Origin of the sequence: Streptomyces aureocirculatus (genome assembly GCF_000720475.1) — a bacterium.
GTDB lineage: Bacteria > Actinomycetota > Actinomycetes > Streptomycetales > Streptomycetaceae > Streptomyces > Streptomyces aureocirculatus.
Genome location: NZ_JOAP01000008.1, coordinates 118,136 through 141,038, shown reverse-complemented (window position 1 = coordinate 141,038; position 22,903 = coordinate 118,136). Strand labels below are relative to the sequence as shown.

Sequence of the window (22,903 nt, the reverse complement as noted above, 5' to 3'; positions counted from 1 at the left end):
CCACGCCTGCACGACCAGCACAGCGTGATGAGAGTGAGAACTGCGGGAAGGAGATCGCGAGACTGAGGGAGGCGCACATGGCACAGGACCGGATCAAGCTGGCCGCGATACTCGCTGCGGCGGAGAATGCCGCACCGGGGGCCTCCCTCGACGTGGTGGCGCGCAACTTGCGTGACCGATTCGACGCGCGGTACGTCTCGTTCCTGTTCGTCGACATCGTCGGCAGGCAGATGGTGCGGGTCAGCGAAGAGGGCGAAGTGGCACGAAACGGTCACGCTGAACAGCTCCCGCTTGCCGGCAGTGACTACGACGAGGTCCTGCGCGCGCAGCGGCTGGTCCACCGCCCCGACGGTCCACGCGGCCACCACGTGATAGCGCCGGTCACCAACCGGGGCGACACCATCGGGGTCCTGGAGCTGTACCTCCCCCACATCACGCGGGACGTCCTGGAGCAGGTGGCGGAGACCGCGCACGCCCTGGCGTACATCGTGGTCACCGACCGCCGCTTCACCGACCTCTACTTCTGGGGCCAGCGCACCATCCCGGTGAGCCTGGCCGCGGAGATCCAGCGGCAGCTCCTCCCGTCGGCGCCCTCCTGCGAGGCGGCCGAATTCACCCTGGCCGCGGCGCTGCTGCCCGCCAACGACATCGCGGGCGACACGTACGACTACGCCCTCGACCACGACACCCTGCACCTGTCCATCACCGACGCCATGGGCCACGACGTGGACGCGGCCCTCATGGCCACGCTCCTGGTCAACGCCTCCCGGGGCGCCCGCCGCACCGGGCGCGACCTGGCCGAGCAGGCCCGCCTGACCCACCAGGCCCTCATCGACCACGGCCGTGGCACCCACGCCACGGGCCAGTTGCTGCGCATCTCCCTGGACGGCAGCAGCGCGCAACTCGTCAACGCCGGCCACCCCAGACCCCTGCGCCTGCGCGCGGGCGCCGTCGACGAGATACCCCTGAAGCCGAACCTGCCCTTCGGCGTTCCCGCGCCCGCCCCCCACCGTGTCGAGGACGTCGACCTGCGCCCCGGCGACCGCCTCTTCCTCTACACCGACGGCATACAGGAACGCCAGGCCCAGCACGTCGACCTGCACGCCCTGATCCGCGACACCGTCAAGGAGCACCCCCGGGAAGTCGTCCGCACCCTGACCGCCGCCATCGCCGACGCCTGCGAAGGCCGAATGGCAGACGACGCCACCCTCATGTGCCTCGACTGGCACGGCCCCAACCCCGAGGGCCGCCATACTCACTCGGGCGCCAACGCCCACTCCGGCGCCAACGCCTGACCCGACGCCAAGGCTTGACGTCGCGTACCGGGGCCTGGACTGCTCCGGGGCGGTAGCCACGCAGACAGACACGCATACGAAACAGGTGAGGCACCTACCAATAACGGTAGGTGCCTCACCTGGTGTTTCAACTGTCGGGGTGGCGGGATTTGAACCCACGACCTCTTCGTCCCGAATGAGGTTCGGTTGCCGACTCTGTCTGCGTGAATAGCATCTGCCCTGGTCAGCGCATGTGCTTGCCGTGGTCTTGGGCGGTCCCGAGGGGGGTGGGAGAGGCGATCGGCTCCCAAACGGCTCCCAGGGTGAGCCTGTCGACTGCCTCAGGTTGTTCGGCGACAGCACACGCGCAACCCATTGGGGCCGATGGGCTATGAGTGGCTTCGAGGCGGCTGAGAGCTAAGCATTACGAGGGCCTGCATGATCGTGACGGCGGGTGGCGAATGATGCTGTCTGTGCCTCCTTTAACTGACCAGCTCGGTACGGTTAGCGAGAAAGTGCCAGCCAAACCCGGTCCGTGCCATCGCGCCGCTCACGCACGCTGGCCCAGCGGTGTCACTTCAGTCCCGGAAGGCCCGATAGCCGCAGGGCAGATACGTTGACTGCAAGCGTGCTCGATGCGCGCTGTCGAGTCGTCCGTGCGGAGGAAGAGGACGAATTCGCAGCCGCGCACCATTCCGTGCTCCTGCACCAACACCCGTAGGCTGGAGATCTGGGCCGCGCTCGTCGCTCGCTTGAGGACGATCGGTGTGGGCTGACCGGCGATGGAGAAGGTTCTGACCATGGGGGCCTGTCGCATTCCGAGCTGCCATGTGAGCCAGCTGCTGACAACGACGCCGCTACCCCGAAGGACGTCCTTGTCCACCGTCAGCCGGACCCCGAACACATTTCCCGCAGGATCGACGGCCATCCTCGCCGGCCGTGTCGGCTCGCTTTCCTCGATCGGGGTAGCACCTCGCGCTACCAGCTCGATGCGACCGTCTTCCGTGATGCCCACCCTGTCGTCCAACAGGCACTGGTGCAGGCGCCACAGGGTCACCGGGTAGCGCTCTCCGACCTTCACGAAGAGAGCGTCCTTGGGCAGGGGCCCCAGTTCGGTCAGCACTGCGACGAAAGCCTCTACGGCGTTCGGGTACGGAGTGACGTTCAGGTGAGGCCATTCGGCCAGCGCCCACTTCCCCTCCAGACGGAGCTGCACGAACCTCTCGTCCCGCCTGAGCGCCTCAGCGACGGCGGGCTTCCGCCTGATCCCAGTCGGTGCCAGCAACTCCTCCGCGCTGCAGGGTTCGCCATTCGCCAGAAGAAAGAGGTACGCCGCGTCCCTGCCGCGGGCGCGACGACGTAGCCAGGTCCCTTCGAAGCCAGGCACCAGAGGGCTGTCCGGATGTCCGAGCAGATCCAGCAAGGGAACCTCGTCCGGTACTCCGGCGGTTGCGAAGGTCACCGCTACGTCCTCCCCACGCAACGGTGCCTCCTCTATTCCTCGCCGAAGCAGCATTTCCAGAGCGCCGGGGCTGCGGGTCCACCAGCCGCGCAGCCGACCAGCCCACGTCATCGGGTGCTCGGCCCCTACAGCTTCGACAAGGGGCCGCACGCCCACCTGGTCACATACGCCCAACGCTGCGGCCAGCTCGGACTGGGGCACGGCCGAGCGCTCGGTAAGGGTAGTCAGCCGATCACGCCAGTCATCCACAAAGGCGTCGGCGACAGCGCAGAGATGCTCCTGCGCCTTCACGAGCATCTGGCGGACCTTTTCGCGACTCACCTCATGCTCCTGCCCGATGCTTCGGAGCGTCTTCCCGTCGGCACGGTCCTCGATCATGCGGCGTGACCGGGCAGAAAGCGTGCCGAAGGCAGCTTGAAGCCAGTCGTCGTCCCTCGTCATGACGGAGCCCCGTTCAGCCATCGGTCACGTGCGCGTAGATCAGATCAAGCCGCTTCGCGATCCGCTCGTTGGTCGCCTTCTGCTCCGGGGTGATCTTCCGGACGAACGAGTCCACCGTGCAGATAACCCACGGCAGAGCGTCGCCGCTGGCCTGCGCCGAGATGGCCGCCCATGCGAGGTGTTTGAAGTCGCGCATGGGCGCCCATGCGAAGCGTCGCTCCATGTCCTCATCGTCCTCGTGGCGAATCGTCACACAGAGCGGCTTGATGTCGAGCGTCTCAAGGTCTACATTCCAGCCACTGCCGAGAGCCTTATCGACGAGAGCGCTGACCGGAGTGGCCGGCTTGACCACGAGCGGAGCCCACTTGCCCACCCCGTAGGTCGCCCGAATGTACTCCTTCATGGGCCTGTCCTTGAGCCACGGCCGGACGTTCTCCGGCTTTCCGATGAACGGGAGGAGCCGTCCTCCCACCTCGGGGTCGGAGGTCCAGGCTTGATAATGACGGGTGCGCTCGGTGTCCGTGAGATAGGTCCAGTTCAAGTCGGCGGCCCGCTTATAGAGGAGACGCACGACTTCTTCTTCCAGGTCCGAGGGGATCGCGTACTTGGTCATTCGATTCCAGTCGTCAGAGGGAACTGAAGGCGAACTTCGTCCGCCTTGGTCTCAAGATCCGCCGCGTCCTGGATCCAGTGGTCCATCAACGACCCGACGGTCTCGTCGCTGAATTGGATACGGGAGGCGTGCGGCATTCGTACGCGCAGGTGCTCGCTCTCTTGGGCCTCCAGTGATCGCCGGAGCTCCAAAGTCGCCGCCACCCTGCGAATATCGGTCACGAAGTCGAGGACCCTCAGAGCCTCCTTGCCGGGGCTGAGTCGGAGTCCGCGCCCGAGTTGCTGGACGAAGATCCGCCGACTGTGTGTGACCCGCAGAAAGGCGATGAGGTTCACATCCGGGACGTCGACACCCTCGTTGAAGACGTCGACACACGTGATAACCGGCACCCGGCCGAGCCGGAACTCGTTCAGCAGTATCTGGCGTCGCTGCCGCGGGAGTGCGCTGTGCAGGAACGACGCGTTGGCCCACGCCGCGTCGGACGAGGCGAACAACCGGGCCATGTGCTCGGCATGCTCGATGGTCTGACAGAAGACGATGGCCCTCGGCTCCGTCGTGGTCCGCCACGCCTCACGGAAGTGCTCGATGATCTCCTCGTCGCGCTGCGGCAGGAACAGGGACTTGTTGAGGTCCTTGATCGACTGACCGTGCACACTGGCGTCTCGGACGGCGTTCCAGTCGACGTTGTCGACGTACAGCCGGTAGTCGACAGCGGAGAGGAAGCCAGCGGCCATGCCCTCCGCGATGCCCATCTTGAAGCTCGGGTATCCGAAGCGGGAGGTGATGTCGAACTTGTCACCGCGCCAGGGCGTCGCCGTCACACCGAACTGCTCCGCATTCCCACACAGGTTGAGCAATTCTGCAAACCTGCCGGTCTCGGCCACGTGATGCGTTTCGTCGATCATGATTAGGTCGGGTCGGTACCCCACGCGTACGGCGCTGAGCACGGAATCGATCGTTCCGACCACGACTCCGTCGAGGCTTTCGGGTCGGTTTTCTCCCGTGAGCAGGCGCGTGGGAACGTACTTGGGGATGTGCCGCCACATCGCCTTCTCGAGCTGGGCGACGAGGTCCTTCATGTGCGCGACGACGAGAATCCTGGCGTTCGGATTGGTCTTCAGGTGACGGCTGATGATCTCCCCGCCCACCACGGTCTTTCCGAGGCCCGTCGCGAGGACAAGCAGCGCGGTGCCGTTGGTGTCGAGGTCCCGAACGACCGCGTCCGCCGCCTCGGCCTGGTACGGGCGCAGAGCGTACTTGGCGGGAATGGTCTCGGGCATGCGGTCCCCGATCGACCGCAGGGTCGCGCCGTGCCAGACGGTGATCGGCACGCCGACTCCGTTGAGCGCCACGCGGCGGGCCTCCGCCGCCGCGTTGATGTCAGTGTTGGTGACAAGGATGGCTTTGTCCGCGCGGTAGCGCGTACGCGCGCGCTCAAGGTCGTCGACACCGCTTCGGTCGACCTTGCCTCCGGCCTTCCACTTGCACTGGAAAACCCACTGCTCCCGACCGCGTACCGCCAAGAGATCCGCGCCCTGGTCGCCGGCGCCGTCGATGACACGCACGTCGTTGAAGCCGAGGTACCAGAGAGCGCGTTCGACGGCATGCGTGAGACCTGTGGGCCCTCCCCTCAACAACTCGCCCGCCGACAGGAAGGCGGCGCTCACTTGTCCTCCGCGAGGTCGTCGGCCAGCAGACGAATGCTCAGCCGCGTCCGCAGCAGCTGGTCCGGAAGGCTGGCCCCGGCATAGGACGCCTGTGTCGCGACATCGGAGAGGTAGCCGACCGTGCGCGCGAGGCTGAGTCGACGCGCGGACGCGGAGGCGACACCCTCGTAGACGCCCTGGAAGACGCGGTTGTCCATGAACAGCGACGGCAGCGATTCGACGAGGCGAACCAGGAAGAGGGCGGGCACGTGCAGCAGAAACTCGCCGCTCGCACCGAGATCGGTCGTGCGGGTGACCTTGCCGTTGGCGATCATGGTGTGCTCGGTGTGGGTGAGTTCATCGGGCGAGAGAAACTGGAACGCCTTCTCTGGTTCGCCAACGCGGTCCAGCTCGGACGCCATACGGCGACGGACCTCGGCCAGTAGTTCCTTGGCCTCGGCGCTGATCATCTCGGCATCCAGAGCGCTGGCGGGCAGCGATTCCGCCCGGATCGCCGAGATGAGCTCCGAGTGGCTCCACTCCGAACTCGTCTGCACCTTGAGCAGCACGGCGATCTCCGCGAGCAGCAGATCCGCCGGGTCCGCGCCGAACCTCTGAAAGATCGGATGATCGAGGTCGAGGAACGCCACGAGGGCGTTGCCGCCGCGCTGGTCCAACAGGACGGGAGTGGGGTGGAGGTTGTCGTCGGTCAAGCCGCGCACCGTGAGCCGACGCGCCTCGACCTCGACGAAGCCAACGCGAGGGTGGCCGAAGGAGCGGCTCAGGGCCGGGTAGGTGGTCGAGTTCTCCGTGTAGCGCATGACACGTTCCTGCCGCGTCTCCTTGTGCTTCTCCGGGGCCGGTGCGGCGGGAGGGGACTCGCCGTCCTTCGGCGGCTGTGTCTGGACACTGGGCTTCGTCGTGTCCGGACCGGTCGCGGAGAAGCCCGTACCGCCGCTTTCCCCGCCATCGAAACCGAGTGCCTCCATCACGGCCGCCTCGTCAGGCTTTCCTGGGGTGGCGGCGGCCGCCTTCGCGTTCTTGCCCCTGCTCTTGGTCGCCTCGTGGTCCTCGACCGCCTGCCACCAGCGCTCATCGGTCTGGTAGTCGGGGTTGCCCCGGTGGAACTCATGCCCCCACCGACGGGTGTCGTCGTGGATGGGCTTGCGGCCATCTCCCGGGACCAAATACCGCAGACCGGCGTCGTTACGACGGTACCCCTTGAAAAGGAGTGCGAGCGGGCTGGTGTTCTCCTCGTACTCGAGGTTCGCCGCGCGCTGGGGCAGCAGCGGCGCGACCCCCCTCACGATCTCGACCGCTGAGCGCCAGCTGCGGTCGCCGTACTCGAAGGCGTCCTTCTGGTAGGTGACCGGGACGTGGTCGAGGTGGATCTCCCCGATGATGCGGCCGCCCTGGTGGGCGAGGTCCACCGGATACTCCGGCTCCTCGTTGCCCACAGCTCCGTCAGGGTTGCGCCAGGTGAACAGCTGCTTGTCCCAGCGGAGGATCTTGCGGCCGTTGCGCAGGAAGTCGATGCCGTAATCGTGCTTGTGCATGTAACGCTGGATACCGAGCCACCCGTGCACCCGGCGCTCGCGAACGGTAAGCCGATCGCTCCCGCAGTCTTCGCAGGCGTCGCGATCAGTGAGCTGCCACTGTCCGCAGTCACCACAGGCGAGCCCGTTCTCCAGCTTCTGGTCGATCTCGATGTAGGCGGGGATGCGCTCCTTGTTGTTGTAAAGGACCGAGCGGTCGTCTCCCCAACGGCAGTGCCGGACAGGCTTCACCTGGAAGCCGCCAACCCACAGCTCGAACGGACGGTTCAGGAACATCCAGGAGTAGACCTGTCCCAGGATGTTGCGCAGGGCCGAGCCGTTCTTCTGCAGCCACCGGGCGCGCGTGGGATGCAGGCGGCTGATGACGATACGCGTGCCGTGCTCGTTGGGATCGGCCTTCGGCTCCGTGATGTCCTCCGCCTCGAAGTCGTCTCCGATGCGGTCGAGGTCGATCTCCACGCCGATCCACTCGGTGTCGCCCTGGCGCGTGGTCAGGACACGCGTGCGCTTGCCGAGACGCGCCGTCGACACGTTGAACCCCATGCCGAAGAGGCCGAGCTTGTCGTGCATGTCGTTGCCCGACCAGCCGGCCCGCACGGCCCGCTCAAGCCGGTCATACGTCATGCCGCGACCGGTGTCAGTGATCACGAGCTGGCCCTGCGCGGAGTCGGGGAGCTCAACGCTGACGCGATACCCACCCGCCCAGGGGATTCCGGACCGATGGATCTCCGTGAAGTCGTCGAAAGCGTTGTCGATCAGCTCGGCGATGCACTGCCACTCGTCGAACTCGATCTCCCCAAGCATGCGCAGCACGCGCGCGGAAGGAGTGATCTTCATAGGTGGACGGACTCCTGTCCTCGTCTCGCGTGGGCACGCCGAAGAAAGCCCTGCCGCGGGCAGCGCTTCGGCGCGCGGCTCGGGTGGAGCCGTACGCGTGATGAAGAGAGTAGAGGGCGCCACCGACAATTGGCAGTAAGTTCCCTGACGCTCCGGCCACTTGAGGGGCTCACGGCACGTTGTGAGATCTAGTCGCCAGCCGTCGCAACCGCAACGTCACCAGACCGTCTGCAGTGTCACTGGCAGTCGTCGGCGGTCCTTGGGAGGCTCCTTCTGTGACCCGTGAACCCACCGAGGTATCCGTAGAGCCCGATGAGCGCGTCGAACTGCCGTTGGGGCTGTTGACCGAGGCCAGCGTCGACGTGGTGGACAACCTGCTCGCGTTCAGCGATGGCGTAGGACCTATCGTCCTACGCCGAGCCTTCGACGCCATCGACGATCTTCTGAGTCACGGGACCTTTTGATCATCCCGTGCCGCAAAGCCGCGAACGGCCGCGGCGACCCGAGCCGCCGCTCGTACGGGATCTTCGTGCTCCCAGATTCTTATGGCACGCCATCCCGCCTCCGCCAAGAACTGGTCGGTCTGGGCGTCCCTGGCCCGGTTTCCGTCGATCTTGGCGCGCCAGAAGTCACTGTTCGTGCGTGCTGGACGGCAGTGGTCGGGGCACCCGTGCCAGAAACACCCGTCCACGAAGACTGCGACACGGGCGCGCGTGAAGACGATGTCAGCGGTTCGCCGTACTCCGGGAAGCGGCCGTGCTGATACGCGGTAGCGCAGACCCTCGCGGTGCAGCAGTGATCGGATACGAAGTTCCGGTGCCGTGTCGCGGCCTCGGTTTCCGCGCATCGTTGACCGCGTGGCAGGGGACGACGCCCAGGACCCCTCAGGAGGAGGACGCTCTCCAACCAATTCCCGGTCCTTCGCGATCTGCCAAGCCTGTTCAAGGTTTGCCGCGCGCGTCAGGTGCTCCACTTCGCCGACATACAGGGCAGGCGAACGACCGTTCTCCGACCAGCGGAGATAGGCCCTGATCCGACGAGTCCTGGGCAACAACTTCAGCGTGATCGAGGCCAGCGCGTAGTCGCCGTCTTTACGCTTGATATAGCGACCTTCCCGACCGCCCGCGGCACGATCCTGCTCGGCGACGATCGCCTTCCTGGTCCGTCCCTGCCGTCCCCGCCAGGCCCTCTCGGGTGGCAGCTTGTCCCTCCAGCCCACTTGCCGGGATCCGGCGGCGTCGTTCACGAGCGCCGTTCCGCGTCGTCGAGGGCTTTCGCGACGGCGCTGGTGAACACCTCGCCCAGCTTCACGGGAACCGCGTTGCCCAGCTGCCTCATGCGTTCACCACGCGGGCCCGCCATGCTCCAGTCATCGCCGAATGTCATGACCCGGGCAGTCTCGCGCACGGTCATGTACCGGTGCTCTGGGCGCAACTGGCCGGACTTCTCGTCGCGCACCAGGTTGTCGAGCTGCATGACCGACTCGCCACCGGGCACACCGTGCACCCCGGCCTTGACGGTCTTGGCCGGCCGGTCAAGTTCGTTGGGGGTGTGCCCGTCGTAGATCCTTGCTCCGGGCCACCCGATGTGGTCGGGGAATCCGCCCTGTTCCGTCGTCTTGTCCAACATGTTGGTGTCGATTTCAGGGAGGCCCATTATGGCGTCTCGAAGGGTGAGCCATGGCTGGAGCTCCTCATCCCCGCTCTCGAACGACAACTGCGTATTCGCGTAGCGCGAGGTCACCAGATCGATGACGCGCTGCGGAATCTTGGCACCCGCCTGCTCGTGGCGGTCCCAGTAGGAGCCTTCAAGGATCGTCCGCGCTAGGGCCGCATGAGAGTGGGTGCGCGCGACAGCGCGCTCGACCAGATCCGGGTCCACGCCCAGATCAGCGCGGAACGCGAGGAGGATCACCCGGTTGCGGATCTGCGGTACCCCGTAGTTGGCGGCGTTCACAGCGTGTTGCGTGACCTCGTAGGTCTCCGCCGGATCGGTGTCCTTCGCGTCAAGCCGTTCCCGCAATGCCTGGTCGTGCTTCTGCCACGTGGCACCCTTTCGGCGCTTCACGAACGGCAGGGAGAGCTCGCGCTTGATGTACTCGAAGTAGGGATTGAAGGACGGGCGGAGGAGCCCTCGGACGTTCTCACAGATGACGGCCTTGGGACGGATCTCACGAACCGCCCGGAACATCTCCGGGAACATGTTCCGCTCGTCCTCGTCACCCTTCGCGACTCCGCCAAGGCTGAACGGCTGGCATGGCGGCCCGCCAGCCAGAAGGTCAACATCGCGCTCCCTAAGGAAGCGCATGTCCAACTTTCGGACGTCGCCGGTGACCAGGGGAGGGTAGTGGGGCCGCTCAACGGCGTCTGCGGCTTCGAAGCCCTCCGCGCGCTGCTCATCGATCTGATCCAGCCACTTCGCCAGCACATCGGAATCGACGTCTGCGGGAAACGCGTCGAATTGATTGCTCTCAAGCGTCTCGCACGCCCTCTTCGCGAACTCGTTCAGCAGCAGGTGTCGGAAGCCGGTGCTCGTGCTGGCTTGGACCAGCCCACCCCCGCCCGCGAAGAGCTCTACCGACGTCCGTTGCATTTTCGACTCCTAGCAGTTCAGTGCAGTCAGAACCATACCGCGGAGTAGTGCCGATTGTGACCCGTGTGCCGAAGAGAATCGTGTGATGTCGTACGCTCCCCAGCGGCAGAACCTATGAAGGAAGCGACGGGGGCCATGACGGCGACAGCAGGGGGCCCGGAGGAGTCGACATTCCACCGGAGCTTCACCCTCAGCATCACGAAGGCGCTCGGTGATCAGCTCGCGGCGGATCTGGCCAAGCTGTCCAGGGCCCCCTTGAGTAACGTGAGCATCGACCAGCTGTTGCAGCGACCCGGTGTCTACCAGCTCTACCTGCACGACGATTTCGTCTACGTGGGGAAGGCCGAGAAGTCCCTGCCGATGCGACTTCGACAGCACCTCAAGAAGATCTCAGGTCGGCGTGGGATCACGCCGAACGACATGACCTTCTCCTGTCTCTATGTGGCGGAGGACTTCTCGGCCCTGGCGCCAGAGCAGTTGCTCATCAACCACCACAAGGATCTGGGCGAGATCCCGTGGAACAACAACGGCTTCGGCAATAGGGACCCGGGTCGGCAGCGGGACCATACCGCTCTCAAGCCCACCCACTTCGACGCCCTGTACCCGATCGATCTCGACCGACCGGTCGACGGCCTCGTGGCAGGCGAGACAAACCTGCTGGACCTGTTGAAGTCACTCAAGACGTCGCTTCCGTACAACATCCGGTACGCGAAGTCGGGAGACTTGGAGAGCACCAAGCTCGTCATCGCAGATGTAGAGCTATCGACCGACGACCTCTTCAAGAGTGTCTCGGCTGCGGCTTCTGGCGGCTGGCAGATCACAGCGCTTGGGGGCTACGTCGTCATGTACGAGGACAACCCCACCGAGTACGCGAGCGCCTCGCGATACTACCGGGGCGGTGAGGTAGTCCACGGAGTTCCACGCTTCGCTACCGAAGACGAGGGGACGGGGGACGACGGTTCGTCCACCCCGCCCGGTTCCTGAACGCGCCTGCGGAAGTTTCGTGAAGTCTTGTCCTCCTCGGTGCCGGGCTCGACATCACGGATGAGGTCGGCGACCGCACAGTCAAGGTGATGTTGGATCGTGACTACCTCACCTCCGCGCCACGTTCGACATAGGTTTCGTGGGCGGCCTGCGGCCTGCGGCCTGTCAGCCCGGTTCACCGGGCTGGGCCTGGTGTCTTTGGGAAGCAAGCCGATCAAGCCCTGTGTCTCCTGGCTCCTTCCCTCAAAGGCACGCATGACGCATACGACGTGATCGCACGAGGACACAGCACAGGTCTGCCTGCATCTGGGTGCAGGCGCTCGGCACACATAGGGGCCCTGTTCACGGCTTCGCGTGCAGCGAGGTCGTCACACTCCTCGTCGCTGCTCGCGCACCCTCGTGCTGTTCGCAGTCGTATGCTCACGGGCGTGACGACGGTCGGGTACGCGTACGAGTTAGCGGAATCGCTGTTGGGTGAGAGCCTGCCGCGGCGGTGGGCGCATACGCAGGGGGTGGCGTCCTGCGCTAGAAGGCTGGCGCCCGTCATAGGAGACAGGGCTGAAGACCTGGAGGCGGCGGCTGTGTTGCACGACATCGGCTATGCACCGCCCCTAGTCGATACCGGCTTCCACCCGCTCGACGGTGCGCGCCACCTGCGGACGCTCGACGCCGTCGGCGATCGAGTTGTCCGCCTGGTGGCGAACCACTCCTTCGCCCTCCTGGAGGCCGAAGAGCGCGGACTTCGGACGGAGCTGGCGGACGAGTTCCCCTTGCTCGACGACCCGTTGCTCGTCGACGCCCTGGTGTACTGCGACATGACGACGACGCCGGACGGCGAACGTACGACGTCCGAGGAGCGGGTGGGCGAGATCTTGGGTCGCTACGGCGTGGACAGCGTCGTCGGGCGGTTCATCCGCCGGGCCGCGCCTGAGATCCACGCCAGTGTCGGGAGAGTCCAGGCCGCAGCGGATGAAGCGGGCCTCGTGCTCTGACCGGTTACCCGAGATAGGGGTACGCGCCAGCCAGATAGTGGCCGATCTGTTCGTGCATGCTCGGGTGGATGTCGAGGGCTTCGAGGTCGTCCGGGTGCACCCAACGTACGCCGTCCGCCTCCTCGTTGATTGTCGGCTTACCGCCGACGGGACGCCCGATGTACGCGACCTCGAACTGCTGGCGGATCTCGCCGTCGGTGTACGCCACGATGTGCGACGGGTTCGAGTAGACGCCGAGGAAGCCGGTGACCTCCGCGACGATGCCGGTCTCCTCCTCGCATTCGCGTACCGCGCACTGGGCGGGGCTCTCGCCGATGTCCTGGGCGCCTCCGGGCAGGGCCCACTGGCCGGTGTCGCGGCGTCGCTGCAGGAGGATCTCCCCGTCGTCGTTCACGACGAGCAGGTTGCTGGCGGGGATCAGGGTGTTGGCCTTGGGGGCCTTGGGGTCGTAGTAGTACTCAGTCCTGCCCACTGCGGTGGTGCTCCTGACTGTCGGGCGCCCAGGGGCGCGCTGTCTTCCAGACCGCTTCGAAGCTCTCGTCGTACCGGTCGAACCATTCTGCGTTGGCGGTGCGGCGGAGCTGGAAGAGCGGGTTCGCGCTGGCCGGCTGGCCCCAGATGTGGGTGTTGACCAGAAGGTGGTCGTCGTAGCGGAAGAGCGAGTTGTACAGCGTCGTGTCGTGCAGGCGTACCTCGCATCCCGGGTGGCCGACGAGAGTGCGGTAGTAGGTGAGCGAAGCCCTGACCTTGGCGGCCAGGGTGTCGCCGATACCTTCCTCGTGGCCGCGGACGCGTACTGCTTCTCCCGCTGGATCGCCGAAGCACAGCCGCACACGCACGCCGGCCTGGGCACGTTCCTGGAGCATGCGAGCGATGTGAGGGTTGCTCTGTGCGAAGAAGGTGCCGGAGAAGACCAGGACGTCGATCTGCTTCATGGCCCCTAGCAGCAGGGAGATCCAGACGTCGCGGGGGACGCTCGCGCGGTTTGGGTACGTGTCCGCGATCTCGGACTGCGCGGCACCGAAGCGCGACGTCTTCTCGCCTGCCTCGGGCCACAGGTACGTCTCGTCCACCCGTAACAGGTTGGCGACGGCCCAGCGGTGTCGACGGTGGGGGACCCGGCCGCTGACCCAGCGGCTGGCCGTCTTGGGGTCGACGGAGCAGGCTTCGGCCACCTCATCCACGGTAAGGCTGCGTTGCACGAGTGCGGAACGAAGTCGCTCATTCACTCAGGTAAGCCAACCGGACCGCACTGCCTGCGGCAAGAGCATCTTCCGACATCACCGGGGAAAGGCGGGAGCTGCACGTCTGCCTACGCTGGTGGTGTGCCACTCATCGTGCTTTGGGACATCGACCACACGCTCATCGAAAACTCGGGCGTCAGCAAGGAAATCTACGCGGCGGCTTTCGCGACGGTCGCCGGCCGCGTGCCTGACCGTCCTGCCCGTACGGAAGGGCGGACGGACCGCTTGATCCTCGCCGACATGTTCCGGGACCACGGGTTGGAACCGCCGGACTGGGAGCGGATCGCGCTCGCCCTGGAGGCCGCGGGCGCGAGGCGCGAAGCGGAGCTCTCGGCGCGCGGCTCTGCTCTTCCCGGTGTGCGGGAGGCACTCGCGGCAGTGGCCGCCGAACCGGACATGATCTCCTCGGTGCTCACAGGGAACATCGCGGCCAACGCCCGTGTGAAGCTGCGCGCCTTTGGGCTCGATGTGCTCCTGGACATGGAGTGCGGTGCGTACGGAGAACACTCAGAGGATCGTGCCGCCCTCGTCAAGGTGGCCCGAGAGCACATTCAACAGACCCATGGCCTTCCGCACGACACGCCCGTCGTGCTCATCGGTGACACCCCTCGCGACGTCCAGGCTGCCCTCGACTCCGAGGCTCATGTCGTCGCCGTGGCGTCTGGCATCCACAGCGTCGACGAGCTGCGGGCCGCCGGGGCAGCGGTGGTTCTCTCTGATCTGCGGGGTGTCGCCACTCTGGTGAGTCATCTGCGCTCGCTGGCCGAGGGCAGCCACTGAAAACGTCCCAGGACGTCCCCGAGAGGTCCCAGGACGGCGTTCGGCGTCCTCGGGTTCCACGACAGTCTCTGCGTGTCGTCGGCGACTGACTCCTTCATGGGCCGCCGGCGCATCACCCCCTCCGGCTGACTGGACGGAGCACGCGCATGACGGCACTACTCAGCGGACAGACCAGCACGACCTCCACGCTCAGAGCGGTGGAGCGGCTCGCAGCCAAGTACCGCGTGCCCGTCGAGGACGCGCTGCTCATCGCGGTCAATCTGCACGGCATCGACTCCGATCTGCCGCGCCACCGGGCCCGCGTCCAGGTCCGACTGTTGAGCGCGCCATCGGTGCCCTGGCAGCTCATAGTCCCCTTGAACGTCACGGACTCTCCGTTCCGGCTCAGGGGCGAGCACCTCACGCTGGGCGGCGCGCCAGTCGGAACCGTTGAGCGCATCGATGCGGACGAGGCGGTCGGCGGATACTTCCGCGATGGCGGCGCGGCTCTCACCCTCAACCCGAACGCTCGCAGCCGTTGTGTGGGGTGCGCCTTCTGCCCGAACACCCTTGAAGCCGCCGCTGACCCTCGGCTCTCGGAGGAGCGGGACCTGCGGGAGCTCCTCTCCGCTCTGCGGGAGCAGCACCCGCGCCGAGACCTGACGGAACTGCGCGAGGTGACCGTTTCAACGGGTTGCTTCGAACGTGAGGCGGCGGCGGTGCATCACCTTCGCACTCTGCGGACTGTGCTCGACGAACACGGTGTCAAAGCGCGAATCGGCTTCCTGACCTCAGTGCTGGGATCCAGGTACGCCTTTGATCAACTCGCCCGGGACGTGACACCCTTCGTTCTGCGGCTCACCGCTGAGTGCTTCACTCGCCGGGATCTGCTGCTGAAGGCCAGCAAGGCCGTACTCGTCGCATCGCAGATGCCGGGAGTGCTCCGGCGCGCGTTGGAAGCCGGTCACGGCACCTCGTTCACCTACATCGTGGGGTTGGACGGACTTGAGGCTCTGCATGCGGGCGTCGGTGCGCTGGCTCCATACGTCTCCGAGTTCCCCAACTTCCAGGTCTACCAGGCCCACAACTCAGTCATGGCCGGCCTGCGTACCCCCGGAGCCCAGGACCTGGAGCACTACTTGCAGGCCCGCGTGGTGATCGAGGACATCATGGGTCCCACTGGGCTGCGGCCCGCCGCATGGGAGTGCTACCGGCCCCTGTGGTACTTCACCTTCGCTGAAGAGCCCCTGGTCGGTGCGCGGTGACCGAGACCGCCCTTCTGGCCGATGCTCTGTGGCGGGCGACTGTCTACGCCTCGGTCTGTCAGCTGCACCTGCGGGACAACGTCCTGCTCACGGAGCCGCTGGCCGCCGAGCATGTGAAGGCACGCCCCTCCGGGCACTGGGGCACCGTGCCTGGCACCGCCTGGGCGTTGTCCCACGTGGCGCTCGCTGCTGGGCACCTGGACCGGCGAGCGGATGTGGTGCCGCTCCTGGGTGCGGGGCACGCTGGTGTCGTCCAGCTCGCCGTGTCCTGGGTGACGGGAGAGCTCGCGAAGGTGCGGTCGCGGTTCGGTCCGGATGCGGATGGTCTGCGGCGGCTGGCGCAGGCGTTCCCGGACGTGGAGGGCCTCGGGTCCGAGGTCTCGCCCTCTCTCCCCGCCGGCGGCTTCCTCGGTGGGCGGCTCGGCGGCTGTCTTCCGTTCGCGCAGGGAGTCGCCGTCGACGCATCGGACAGGGTCGTCGTGCCCATCATCGGGGACGGCGAGTGTGAGACCCCTACGACCGCAGCGAGCTGGCTAGGGCAGAGAGTCCTTCCCGGTGCCTCGGTACTGCCCATCGTGCACGTCAACGGATTCCGCATGGGACAGCAGTCGCTGCTCGGCGCGATGAACGACGACGAGCTTCGCGCATACTTCGGCGGCCTGGGCTGGACGGGCTCGGTGGTCCATGTCGTGACGGGTTCTCCGCAGGAGCACAGCGTCTTCCAGGTGGCGTTACGGGAGGCACTGGAGGAGACGCTCGCGGGACGGTACACGGTGCTGATCCTGCGCTGTTTGAAGGGATGGGGTGGCCCCACATCGCTCGGAGGCCGCCCCCTGCTGGGCACCTCCGCCCTGCACAAGACACCGCTGGTCAGCCCGAGCACCGATCAGGAGCAGCTCACCGAGCTGGCTCACTGGCTCGTCTCCTACCGGCCCGCAGATCTCTTCGATCCGAGCGGACGTCCCCGCAGGGAACTAGCCGAGGCGGTGGCCACGGCTCGCTGGTGCTCCTTCGCTCCAGCCGAGCGCCCGGGAGCGGCAGGGCGAGCCTCGGTGCTCCGACAGGTGGACACGTTCGGTGAAGCGGTCTCCGAGGTCATAAAGGGGCACGCCACACGTGGAGACTTCCGCGTCCTAAGCCCGGACGAGCTTTCGTCCAACCGGCTCCCGGGCCTGGTCGGCGAGCGCTGGGCACACGAACTCCTTGCGGAGGAGGTGCTGCTGGAGTGGCTCGCCGGATGGACCGCCAGTGGGCGTCGAGGGGTGATGGTCTCGTACGAGGCGTTCGCGCCGCTGCTCACCAGCGGCTTGGTGAGTCACATCAAGCAGCGGCGCTTGGCCGGCGCGATGGGCCTGCCCAGCCTCAACCTTCTGCTCACGTCTTATGGGTGGCACAACGTCTACACCCACGGTGATCCGTCTCTGGCCAGTGCACTCCTCGCCCTGGCCGATCCTCGGGTGCGCGTGCTGACACCGGCGGACCCGGTACGCACCGCGGCCGTCCTGGACGAGGTCTTCGATTCCGTCGATGGCGTCAACCTTGTGATCGCCGGAAAACACGCCTGCACCGGGCACCCCGTCGCCACGCTCGACGAGGAGCGTGAGCATGGCTTAGCGATCTGGCCGCACCTCAGCGACGACGGTGAACCTGACCTTACGGTCGTGACGGCTGGAGACATCCCGGCCGCCGTCGCCACGGAGGCCGTGGACGCCATCCGCGATCGGTATGGGTGCCGCGTTCGGGTGGTGAACCTGCTCGACCTGACCGTCCTCGGCGACTCGTCACGCTGGCCTCGCGGCCTCGACGACGGGGAGGTCGACCACTACCTCGGCACCCACGCTCCCGTGCTCGTCCTCACCCTTGGCCACTCCGCAGCTGTCTGGGGGCTGCTGGCCGGACGGCTCCGTCGCCCCGCTGACGTCATCGGCTGGCAGGAGCCGCCCGGCCCCATGCCCCAGCGCTCCCTCGCCCACGCCCTCCGCATGGATCGGTCGGGCGTGGAGCGATCCGCCGGCCTTCTGCTGGCCTCCCGCGAGGCGGTCCGATGAACCCGGCCACCATCGAACGCCTAGAGATCACTGAAGTGCGGGAGAACACGGCCCCGGGTGACGACGCGATCTTCTTCATGATCTGGGGCGCTGGCACTGTCGGCACCTACGGTCCGGTCAGTCAGCGGATCGGCAGCTATGTGAGGGATGTGTTGGCATCCGTCGTGCCTGGCGCCGATGCCCTGGACCACGTCCGGCTCCTGGAGCGGCTGCGTACGGCGTCGCGTCGAGTCCCGTCGGAGAGCGCGTCGTGGGCGGTCGGTGCGATCGACTGTGCCGTCTGGGATCTACACGGCCGGCTCGCCTCCTGCCCCGTCGCCGCCCTGCTGGGCACCGATGCGCCACGATCAGACGTATCGGCCTACGCCTCCTGGCTTTCCCAGGACCTGGCCGCCGTCGAGGACCTGGACGTACTCGGCAGAGTCGCGTCGGGCGGCTGGTCCTTCACCAAGTGGGGACTGCGTCGAGCATCGGCCGACGCACCCAACCTCGCCGCCGTACGCATGGCGAGAGCTGTAGAGCGGAGTGCCCAGGCCATCGGTGCCCCGCTTGCCGTCGACGCGGTGGGTACCTGGACTCCAGCTGTGGCCATGGCCTTCGCCCAGAGTGTGGATGGCGGCAGCCTCCGCTGGCTGGAGGACCCGCTGCCGCGTCACGACCTGGACACCTATGCACTCCTCGCGGCCACGCACGTGCCGCTGGCAGTCGGTGAGCGCGCGCACGTCGACGAGGACCCGGCCGGGCTGATCCAGTACGTCAACCCCAGCGCTCTGATCCTCGACGTCGTCGGTTGCGGCGGTCTCACCCGTGCACTCCAGATCCTCGACGTGGCCCGCGCCCAGGCCGTCCCCGTCTACCCGCACGGGCGCTCGCTCGTCCCCGGCCTCCACCTCGCGGCCGCCCATCCCGACGCCGTACCGGCCGTGGAGTACCGCCTCCAGTGGGAGCCGAGACGGCAACTCCTCTACGACACCCCACTTCATGTGGAACACGGACGCATCCGTCTGCCGACCACCCCAGGTCTCGGCACGGCCCCGAGGAGCACGGCATGCCCAGCACATCGATGAACGTCGCTGTCCACGGCACGGTCGTCCAGGGACCTGATGGGCCGTTCCTGGTGCTCTCCGAGCGGCTCGACGGCCACGACACCTTCCTCAAGGGGAGCCTGGAGACGGGAGGGGAAAGGATCTTCGTACGCATCCTCACCCTGGACGACGTCACCGTGTTACGCCCGGCGGAGCACCCCGCCGTCCCTGCCGTGGGCACGGAATGGGACGGAGCGCTCCACCTTCCGCATGGGCTACGACCCCGCACCGTGCCGCCGGACCTTGAGCAGGCAGCCGCGAAGGAAGGGCGCGCTTTGGAGGCGCTGGACGAGGCGGAGCTGCGCTACGTCCTGACCTATCTGTCCGAGTCCACGACCACCGCCATCAGACAGGCGCGCGTCGAGGCCATCGTCTCCGCCCTGCCGGCGATCACCGAGAGGCCCCAATGACCACCGATCCCTCACTCCTGGTCATGGTCGACGTCGGCGGAACCCTCGGTACCGCCGACGGTCCGGGCCTGACGATGCGGCTGACGGAAGCCTCCCCGCTGCCCGCCGCTCAGGCCCGGGCGGTCATGCGGGCCAGCCTCCACACCCAGCCGGAGATCACCGACGCCGTGGCAGCCGGGGTCTGCGAGGTATTGGAGGTACCACCGGAGTCATTCCCCCGTGATCTTCCCCCGGCCCCGTTCCGTCTCTTCCCTGGCACGACGGAGGCTCTGCGCCGGATCAGTGGCGTTGCGACTGTGGTCACGCTGTCCAACGTCACGTGCGTCGACGCCGACACCGAGGGACTGCGTGGCCTGCTCGCCCCCTGGGTGAGCGACTTCTTCCCCTCCTGCCGCATCGGACACACCAAACCGGACCCCCGTGCCTTCCACACCGTCATCGACCAGCTCGGTGTCGCCCCCGATCGCGTGATCCACGTCGGCGACGACTGGGCCTGCGACATCGTGGGGGCCGTCGAATCCGGCCTCAGAGCCGTCTGGATATCCCGCGGGCGCCAAGTCCCCGATGAAGACTTGGTCGTTGACCACGGCGTACGCGTCGTCTCCGACCTGACGGCGGCCGCCACGTACATCGAACATCTCGCAGCAGGGAGCGTCACATGAGCCTCTTCGCCGGAACCACCACGTACTACCGCCAATTCCGCCCCGGCATCCCCGACGATGTGGCATCGGTGCTCGACCGCGCTGCACCGGCACGCCCCGACGGTCACCGCCGGCTCCTGGACGTCGGTACGGGAACCGGGCTCGTGGCCGAGGCTCTCCTCGACCGCTTCGGCGACATCATCGCCGTCGACAACGACGCCGACATGCTTGCCGCGGCCGAGTCGGCGCTGCGGCCGAAGCTCCCCGAGGGCTCCAGCCTGTCCCTCGTCCAGAGCATGGCCGAGGACTTCACGCCACCCGCTGGCTGGCATGCCGAACTCGTCACCATCTGTCGTGCGTTCCACTGGCTCGACCAAGCCGCCGTCCTGACTCTCCTGGACGAGCAGGTCGCTCCGGACGGCGTGGTCGCCATTTTCGGGGACAACAGCTTCTGGGCTGCTGGGAGCCCCTGGAAGGAAGCCGTCCGGGATGTGGTGAAGAGCTTCCTCGGAGAGCAGCGGCGGGCGGGGTCCGGCACCTTCCAGCACCACAACCGCCCCTACAGCGAGATCATGGAGGAGTCGCCCTTCAACGAGGTCGAGGAAGTCCGCGTACCCGTTCAGCGCACCTGGGCCGCGGAGAGCATCCTCGGTTACCTCTACTCCACGTCCTTCGCCGCTCCTCACCTCTTCGGTGACCGGCTGAAGGAGTTCGAGGGCGCGCTGAAGCACCGGCTGGCCGACTTCAGCGACAACGACACCTTCCCCGAGGAGAACGAATTCCTCATCCGCCTCGGACGGCGGGGCAAGAAATGACACTTGCTGGCGAGGCGCGGTCCTACGGCAGGCTGACAGCCCCGCGTCTCACGTCCGAGCTGAGTGAGCGGTCGGTCCTCTGCCTGCCGGTCGGGTCTCTTGAGCAGCACGGCCCGCACCTGCCGCTGAACACGGACAGCCTCATCGCCGAGCGCTTCGCCTCGCGACTGGCCACGCACGTCGCGGACCGTCACAACCTCTGGGTCGTGCCCCCCGTCCCCTATGGGCTCTCTCCGGAGCACGCCTGGTCACCCGGCACCATCACCCTGAACGTCTCGCTCTACACCGCCCTGATCGAGACGCTGGTGGGGGAGTACATCAGGGCCACCCCCGCGCGTACGGTCCTCATCGTCAACGGCCACGGAGGCAATAAGGGCGTCCTTGAGGCCCTCGTACACCAACTCCAGCGCACGCACGATGCGGCAACCTGCGTGGTCAATCCCGGCTCTCTCGCCGCCGGCCGGCTCCAGGACGACGGCGAGTTCCCCGAGGTGCACGCCGGCGTCCGGGAGACCTCCCTGATGCTCGCCCTCGCACCCGACCACGTACGGATGGACCTCCTCCCGAGTGAGCCCATTCACGATCCCGCCCGACGGGAGGAGATCCAGCGCCTCGTATTCGGCCGGGGCACCACATGGCCCTGGTCGTCGGACGACCCCGCGATTTCCGCGCACGGAGTCATCGGTGGCGACCCGCGGCAGGCCACCGCCGATCACGGCCAGGCCCTCGTCACCGCCGCCCTGGAGGCGTGTGTGGACATGCTGGACCGGCTCGTCCCACCCACATCCCACGAACCGACCGGCGTACGGGGGCCCCATGCGTCTCACAGCTGAGGAGAAGGCGACCTTCAAACGGGACGGCGTCCTCATACGACGCGGCTTGGCCGACCCCGACCAGGTGAAGCGAGCCGTATCCCTGATCGACGTGTCGTACCGCAAGGAAATGACTCCGGACGACATATCCGCGTACTCCCGGCGCACCTTCGCCCCGGAACTGGGGGACAGCGCAGAACTGCTCACCTTGTACACGGAGACAGGCGCGGCCGAGCTCGTCGGCGACCTGCTCGGCGCCGCCGCACCGGTCACGACCGCGCAGATCCAGATACGCGTGCCCGAAAGCGAGTTCCCAGGCATGCAACCGGAAAAGGCCATGCACGTCGACGGGGTCTCCTGCCCTCACCTGGACCCGCGCGAGCTGCGTACGTTCTCCCTGCTGGTCGGCGTGATCCTCTCCGACGTCAGCGACCCGCGATGCGGAGCGCTGCACTACCTGCCCGGCGGGCACCTCGCCATGGCCCGCTGGTTCGCCGAGGAGTGGCCACTCGGAATGACAGAACAGGTTCCGCCAGAGATCGACCGCGAGCGAGGCACCCCGTTTCTCGGCCTCCCCGGAGACGTCCTGCTGATGCACCACCTCGTTCCCCACACGGTGGCCCAGAACTTCATGCCGTTCCCCAGGGTGATGGCGTACTTCCGCGTCTCCCACCCGCATCACGCAGGCCACCGCCTCCAAGCTCTCCGTGACCCCTGGCTCGACTACCCGCCCCTCGCGGATATCCCCGCGCCTACTTCCCAGGAGTAGCACCATGCGCATCGTCTACCCCGGCGAACTCGATACCGCTGCCCGCGCCATCGAGGCCGGAGAACTCGTCATCGTTCCCACCAACCGCTGGTACATGATCTGCGCCGACGCCAGCAACGCGGATGCCGCCGGCAGCATCTTCGAAGGGAAGCGGCGCCCGACCGGTAAATCCCTCGCCTACGTCACTCCTTCGCTGACTGTCTGTGAACAGCACTTCCAACTCGGAGCCGAGGCGCGGAGACTCGCCCAACAGTTCTGGCCCGGCGACCTCGCACTCCTCCTGCCATGGCGGGACCCCGACGACGCCGCACGCCATGCCGGTGTCGGCTCGCCGGCGCTCACCACCATGGCGCCCGGGTTCCTCGGCGAACTGGCTGCACGGGCCAAGGTCCCTGTAGCCGCGACGACGGCCAACATCTCCGGCGACGCCGGACCGGATGACTGCGGTCCCGCCGTCACCCTGGATGAGATTCACACCTTCCTCGCGGCCTCGGGCCTCACGGTGTCCGTCGTCGTCGACGGAGGGGTCTGCCCTGCGGCCAACCACATGACGATCGTGGACTGCTTCACCCCGGAGGCCAAGCTCGTACGCACGGGCCTCGTCCACCAGCGAGCTGTCAACGCAGTCCTTGGACGGGAAGTGCAGCCCTCCTGATGG

General features: G+C 66.8%; 22 protein-coding genes. 14 read left to right on the top strand and 8 right to left on the bottom strand.

Annotated elements, in window-relative coordinates; all coding sequences use genetic code 11:
* Positions 1-77 precede the first annotated feature (77 nt).
* Positions 78-1,295: a PP2C family protein-serine/threonine phosphatase gene (locus IG78_RS0110060; RefSeq protein WP_030561340.1), complete on the top strand. Its 1,218-nt coding sequence runs from the start codon at positions 78-80 to the stop codon at positions 1,293-1,295.
* A gap of 529 nt (positions 1,296-1,824) precedes the next feature.
* Here IG78_RS0110060 and IG78_RS0110055 read toward each other — a convergent pair.
* The 4 genes from IG78_RS0110055 to IG78_RS0110040 are packed head-to-tail and all read right to left on the bottom strand — an operon-like array spanning position 1,825 to position 7,829.
* Entirely contained in the window at positions 1,825-3,177 is a 1,353-nt protein-coding gene (locus IG78_RS0110055; protein ID WP_051852493.1) for a sigma factor-like helix-turn-helix DNA-binding protein, read from the bottom strand.
* Positions 3,178-3,190: 13 nt separating this feature from the next.
* Positions 3,191-3,790 (bottom strand): hypothetical protein, encoded by a 600-nt coding sequence (locus IG78_RS0110050; protein WP_030561338.1) that lies wholly within the window; start codon positions 3,788-3,790, stop codon positions 3,191-3,193.
* Positions 3,787-5,457 carry a DEAD/DEAH box helicase family protein gene (locus IG78_RS0110045; protein ID WP_030561336.1) on the bottom strand — a complete coding sequence of 557 codons (1,671 nt, stop codon included), beginning with the start codon at positions 5,455-5,457 and terminating at the stop codon, positions 3,787-3,789. Before IG78_RS0110045 ends, IG78_RS0110050 begins: the two co-directional genes overlap by 4 nt.
* A complete protein-coding gene (locus IG78_RS0110040; RefSeq protein WP_030561334.1) occupies positions 5,454-7,829 on the bottom strand; it encodes an ATP-binding protein in 2,376 nt (791 codons plus the stop codon). Before IG78_RS0110040 ends, IG78_RS0110045 begins: the two co-directional genes overlap by 4 nt.
* Before the next feature lie 275 nt (positions 7,830-8,104).
* On the opposite strand from IG78_RS0110040, the gene IG78_RS0110035 reads away from it, so the two are divergent.
* Positions 8,105-8,293 (top strand): hypothetical protein, encoded by a 189-nt coding sequence (locus IG78_RS0110035; RefSeq protein WP_030561332.1) that lies wholly within the window; start codon positions 8,105-8,107, stop codon positions 8,291-8,293.
* On the opposite strand, the gene IG78_RS50105 is transcribed toward IG78_RS0110035, so the two are convergent.
* Positions 8,278-9,075 (bottom strand): very short patch repair endonuclease, encoded by a 798-nt coding sequence (locus IG78_RS50105; RefSeq protein WP_078965017.1) that lies wholly within the window; start codon positions 9,073-9,075, stop codon positions 8,278-8,280. The genes IG78_RS0110035 and IG78_RS50105 overlap by 16 nt on opposite strands.
* A complete protein-coding gene (locus IG78_RS0110030) occupies positions 9,072-10,421 on the bottom strand; it encodes a DNA cytosine methyltransferase (protein ID WP_030561330.1) in 1,350 nt (449 codons plus the stop codon). The genes IG78_RS50105 and IG78_RS0110030 overlap by 4 nt, the downstream gene beginning before the upstream one ends.
* Positions 10,422-10,556: 135 nt before the next feature.
* On the opposite strand from IG78_RS0110030, the gene IG78_RS0110025 reads away from it, so the two are divergent.
* A complete protein-coding gene (locus IG78_RS0110025) occupies positions 10,557-11,405 on the top strand; it encodes a GIY-YIG nuclease family protein (protein ID WP_051852492.1) in 849 nt (282 codons plus the stop codon).
* A 428-nt stretch (positions 11,406-11,833) separates the two neighbouring features.
* On the top strand, positions 11,834-12,397 hold the full coding sequence (locus IG78_RS0110020; protein ID WP_404827687.1) for an HD domain-containing protein: 564 nt from the start codon (positions 11,834-11,836) through the stop codon (positions 12,395-12,397).
* Between the two features lie 4 nt (positions 12,398-12,401).
* Here IG78_RS0110020 and IG78_RS0110015 read toward each other — a convergent pair whose 3' ends face one another.
* Together IG78_RS0110015 and IG78_RS0110010 are read right to left on the bottom strand one after the other, a co-directional pair.
* Complete coding sequence (locus tag IG78_RS0110015; RefSeq protein ID WP_030561325.1) at positions 12,402-12,869, bottom strand: NUDIX hydrolase; 468 nt, start codon at positions 12,867-12,869, stop codon at positions 12,402-12,404.
* The gene (locus IG78_RS0110010) at positions 12,856-13,626 is read right to left on the bottom strand and encodes a DUF5919 domain-containing protein (RefSeq protein ID WP_030561323.1); all 771 of its coding nucleotides are present in this window, start codon (positions 13,624-13,626) and stop codon (positions 12,856-12,858) included. The genes IG78_RS0110015 and IG78_RS0110010 overlap by 14 nt, the downstream gene beginning before the upstream one ends.
* A 96-nt stretch (positions 13,627-13,722) precedes the next feature.
* Here IG78_RS0110010 and IG78_RS0110005 point away from each other — a divergent pair, with 96 nt between their 5' ends.
* The 10 genes from IG78_RS0110005 to IG78_RS0109960 all read left to right on the top strand — a co-directional run bounded on the left by IG78_RS0110005 (position 13,723) and on the right by IG78_RS0109960 (position 22,900).
* Complete coding sequence (locus IG78_RS0110005; protein ID WP_030561320.1) at positions 13,723-14,421, top strand: HAD family hydrolase; 699 nt, start codon at positions 13,723-13,725, stop codon at positions 14,419-14,421.
* Positions 14,422-14,645: 224 nt separating this feature from the next.
* Entirely contained in the window at positions 14,646-15,665 is a 1,020-nt protein-coding gene (locus IG78_RS0110000) for a hypothetical protein (RefSeq protein ID WP_249926093.1), read from the top strand.
* Complete coding sequence (locus IG78_RS0109995) at positions 15,662-17,713, top strand: phosphoketolase family protein (protein ID WP_030561316.1); 2,052 nt, start codon at positions 15,662-15,664, stop codon at positions 17,711-17,713. Before IG78_RS0110000 ends, IG78_RS0109995 begins: the two co-directional genes overlap by 4 nt.
* Positions 17,710-18,780: an enolase C-terminal domain-like protein gene (locus IG78_RS0109990; RefSeq protein ID WP_051852490.1), complete on the top strand. Its 1,071-nt coding sequence runs from the start codon at positions 17,710-17,712 to the stop codon at positions 18,778-18,780. Before IG78_RS0109995 ends, IG78_RS0109990 begins: the two co-directional genes overlap by 4 nt.
* A complete protein-coding gene (locus IG78_RS0109985; protein WP_030561312.1) occupies positions 18,762-19,208 on the top strand; it encodes a hypothetical protein in 447 nt (148 codons plus the stop codon). The genes IG78_RS0109990 and IG78_RS0109985 overlap by 19 nt, the downstream gene beginning before the upstream one ends.
* Positions 19,205-19,870 (top strand): HAD family hydrolase, encoded by a 666-nt coding sequence (locus IG78_RS0109980; protein ID WP_051852488.1) that lies wholly within the window; start codon positions 19,205-19,207, stop codon positions 19,868-19,870. Before IG78_RS0109985 ends, IG78_RS0109980 begins: the two co-directional genes overlap by 4 nt.
* Positions 19,867-20,664 carry a class I SAM-dependent methyltransferase gene (locus IG78_RS0109975; protein ID WP_030561308.1) on the top strand — a complete coding sequence of 266 codons (798 nt, stop codon included), beginning with the start codon at positions 19,867-19,869 and terminating at the stop codon, positions 20,662-20,664. The genes IG78_RS0109980 and IG78_RS0109975 overlap by 4 nt, the downstream gene beginning before the upstream one ends.
* Positions 20,661-21,497, top strand: a complete 837-nt coding sequence (locus IG78_RS0109970; protein ID WP_051852487.1) for a creatininase family protein — start codon at positions 20,661-20,663, stop codon at positions 21,495-21,497. The genes IG78_RS0109975 and IG78_RS0109970 overlap by 4 nt, the downstream gene beginning before the upstream one ends.
* Positions 21,481-22,245 carry a phytanoyl-CoA dioxygenase family protein gene (locus tag IG78_RS0109965; RefSeq protein WP_030561304.1) on the top strand — a complete coding sequence of 255 codons (765 nt, stop codon included), beginning with the start codon at positions 21,481-21,483 and terminating at the stop codon, positions 22,243-22,245. Before IG78_RS0109970 ends, IG78_RS0109965 begins: the two co-directional genes overlap by 17 nt.
* Positions 22,246-22,249: 4 nt before the next feature.
* Positions 22,250-22,900 carry an L-threonylcarbamoyladenylate synthase gene (locus tag IG78_RS0109960; protein ID WP_030561302.1) on the top strand — a complete coding sequence of 217 codons (651 nt, stop codon included), beginning with the start codon at positions 22,250-22,252 and terminating at the stop codon, positions 22,898-22,900.
* The last annotated feature ends 3 nt before the right edge of the window (positions 22,901-22,903 follow it).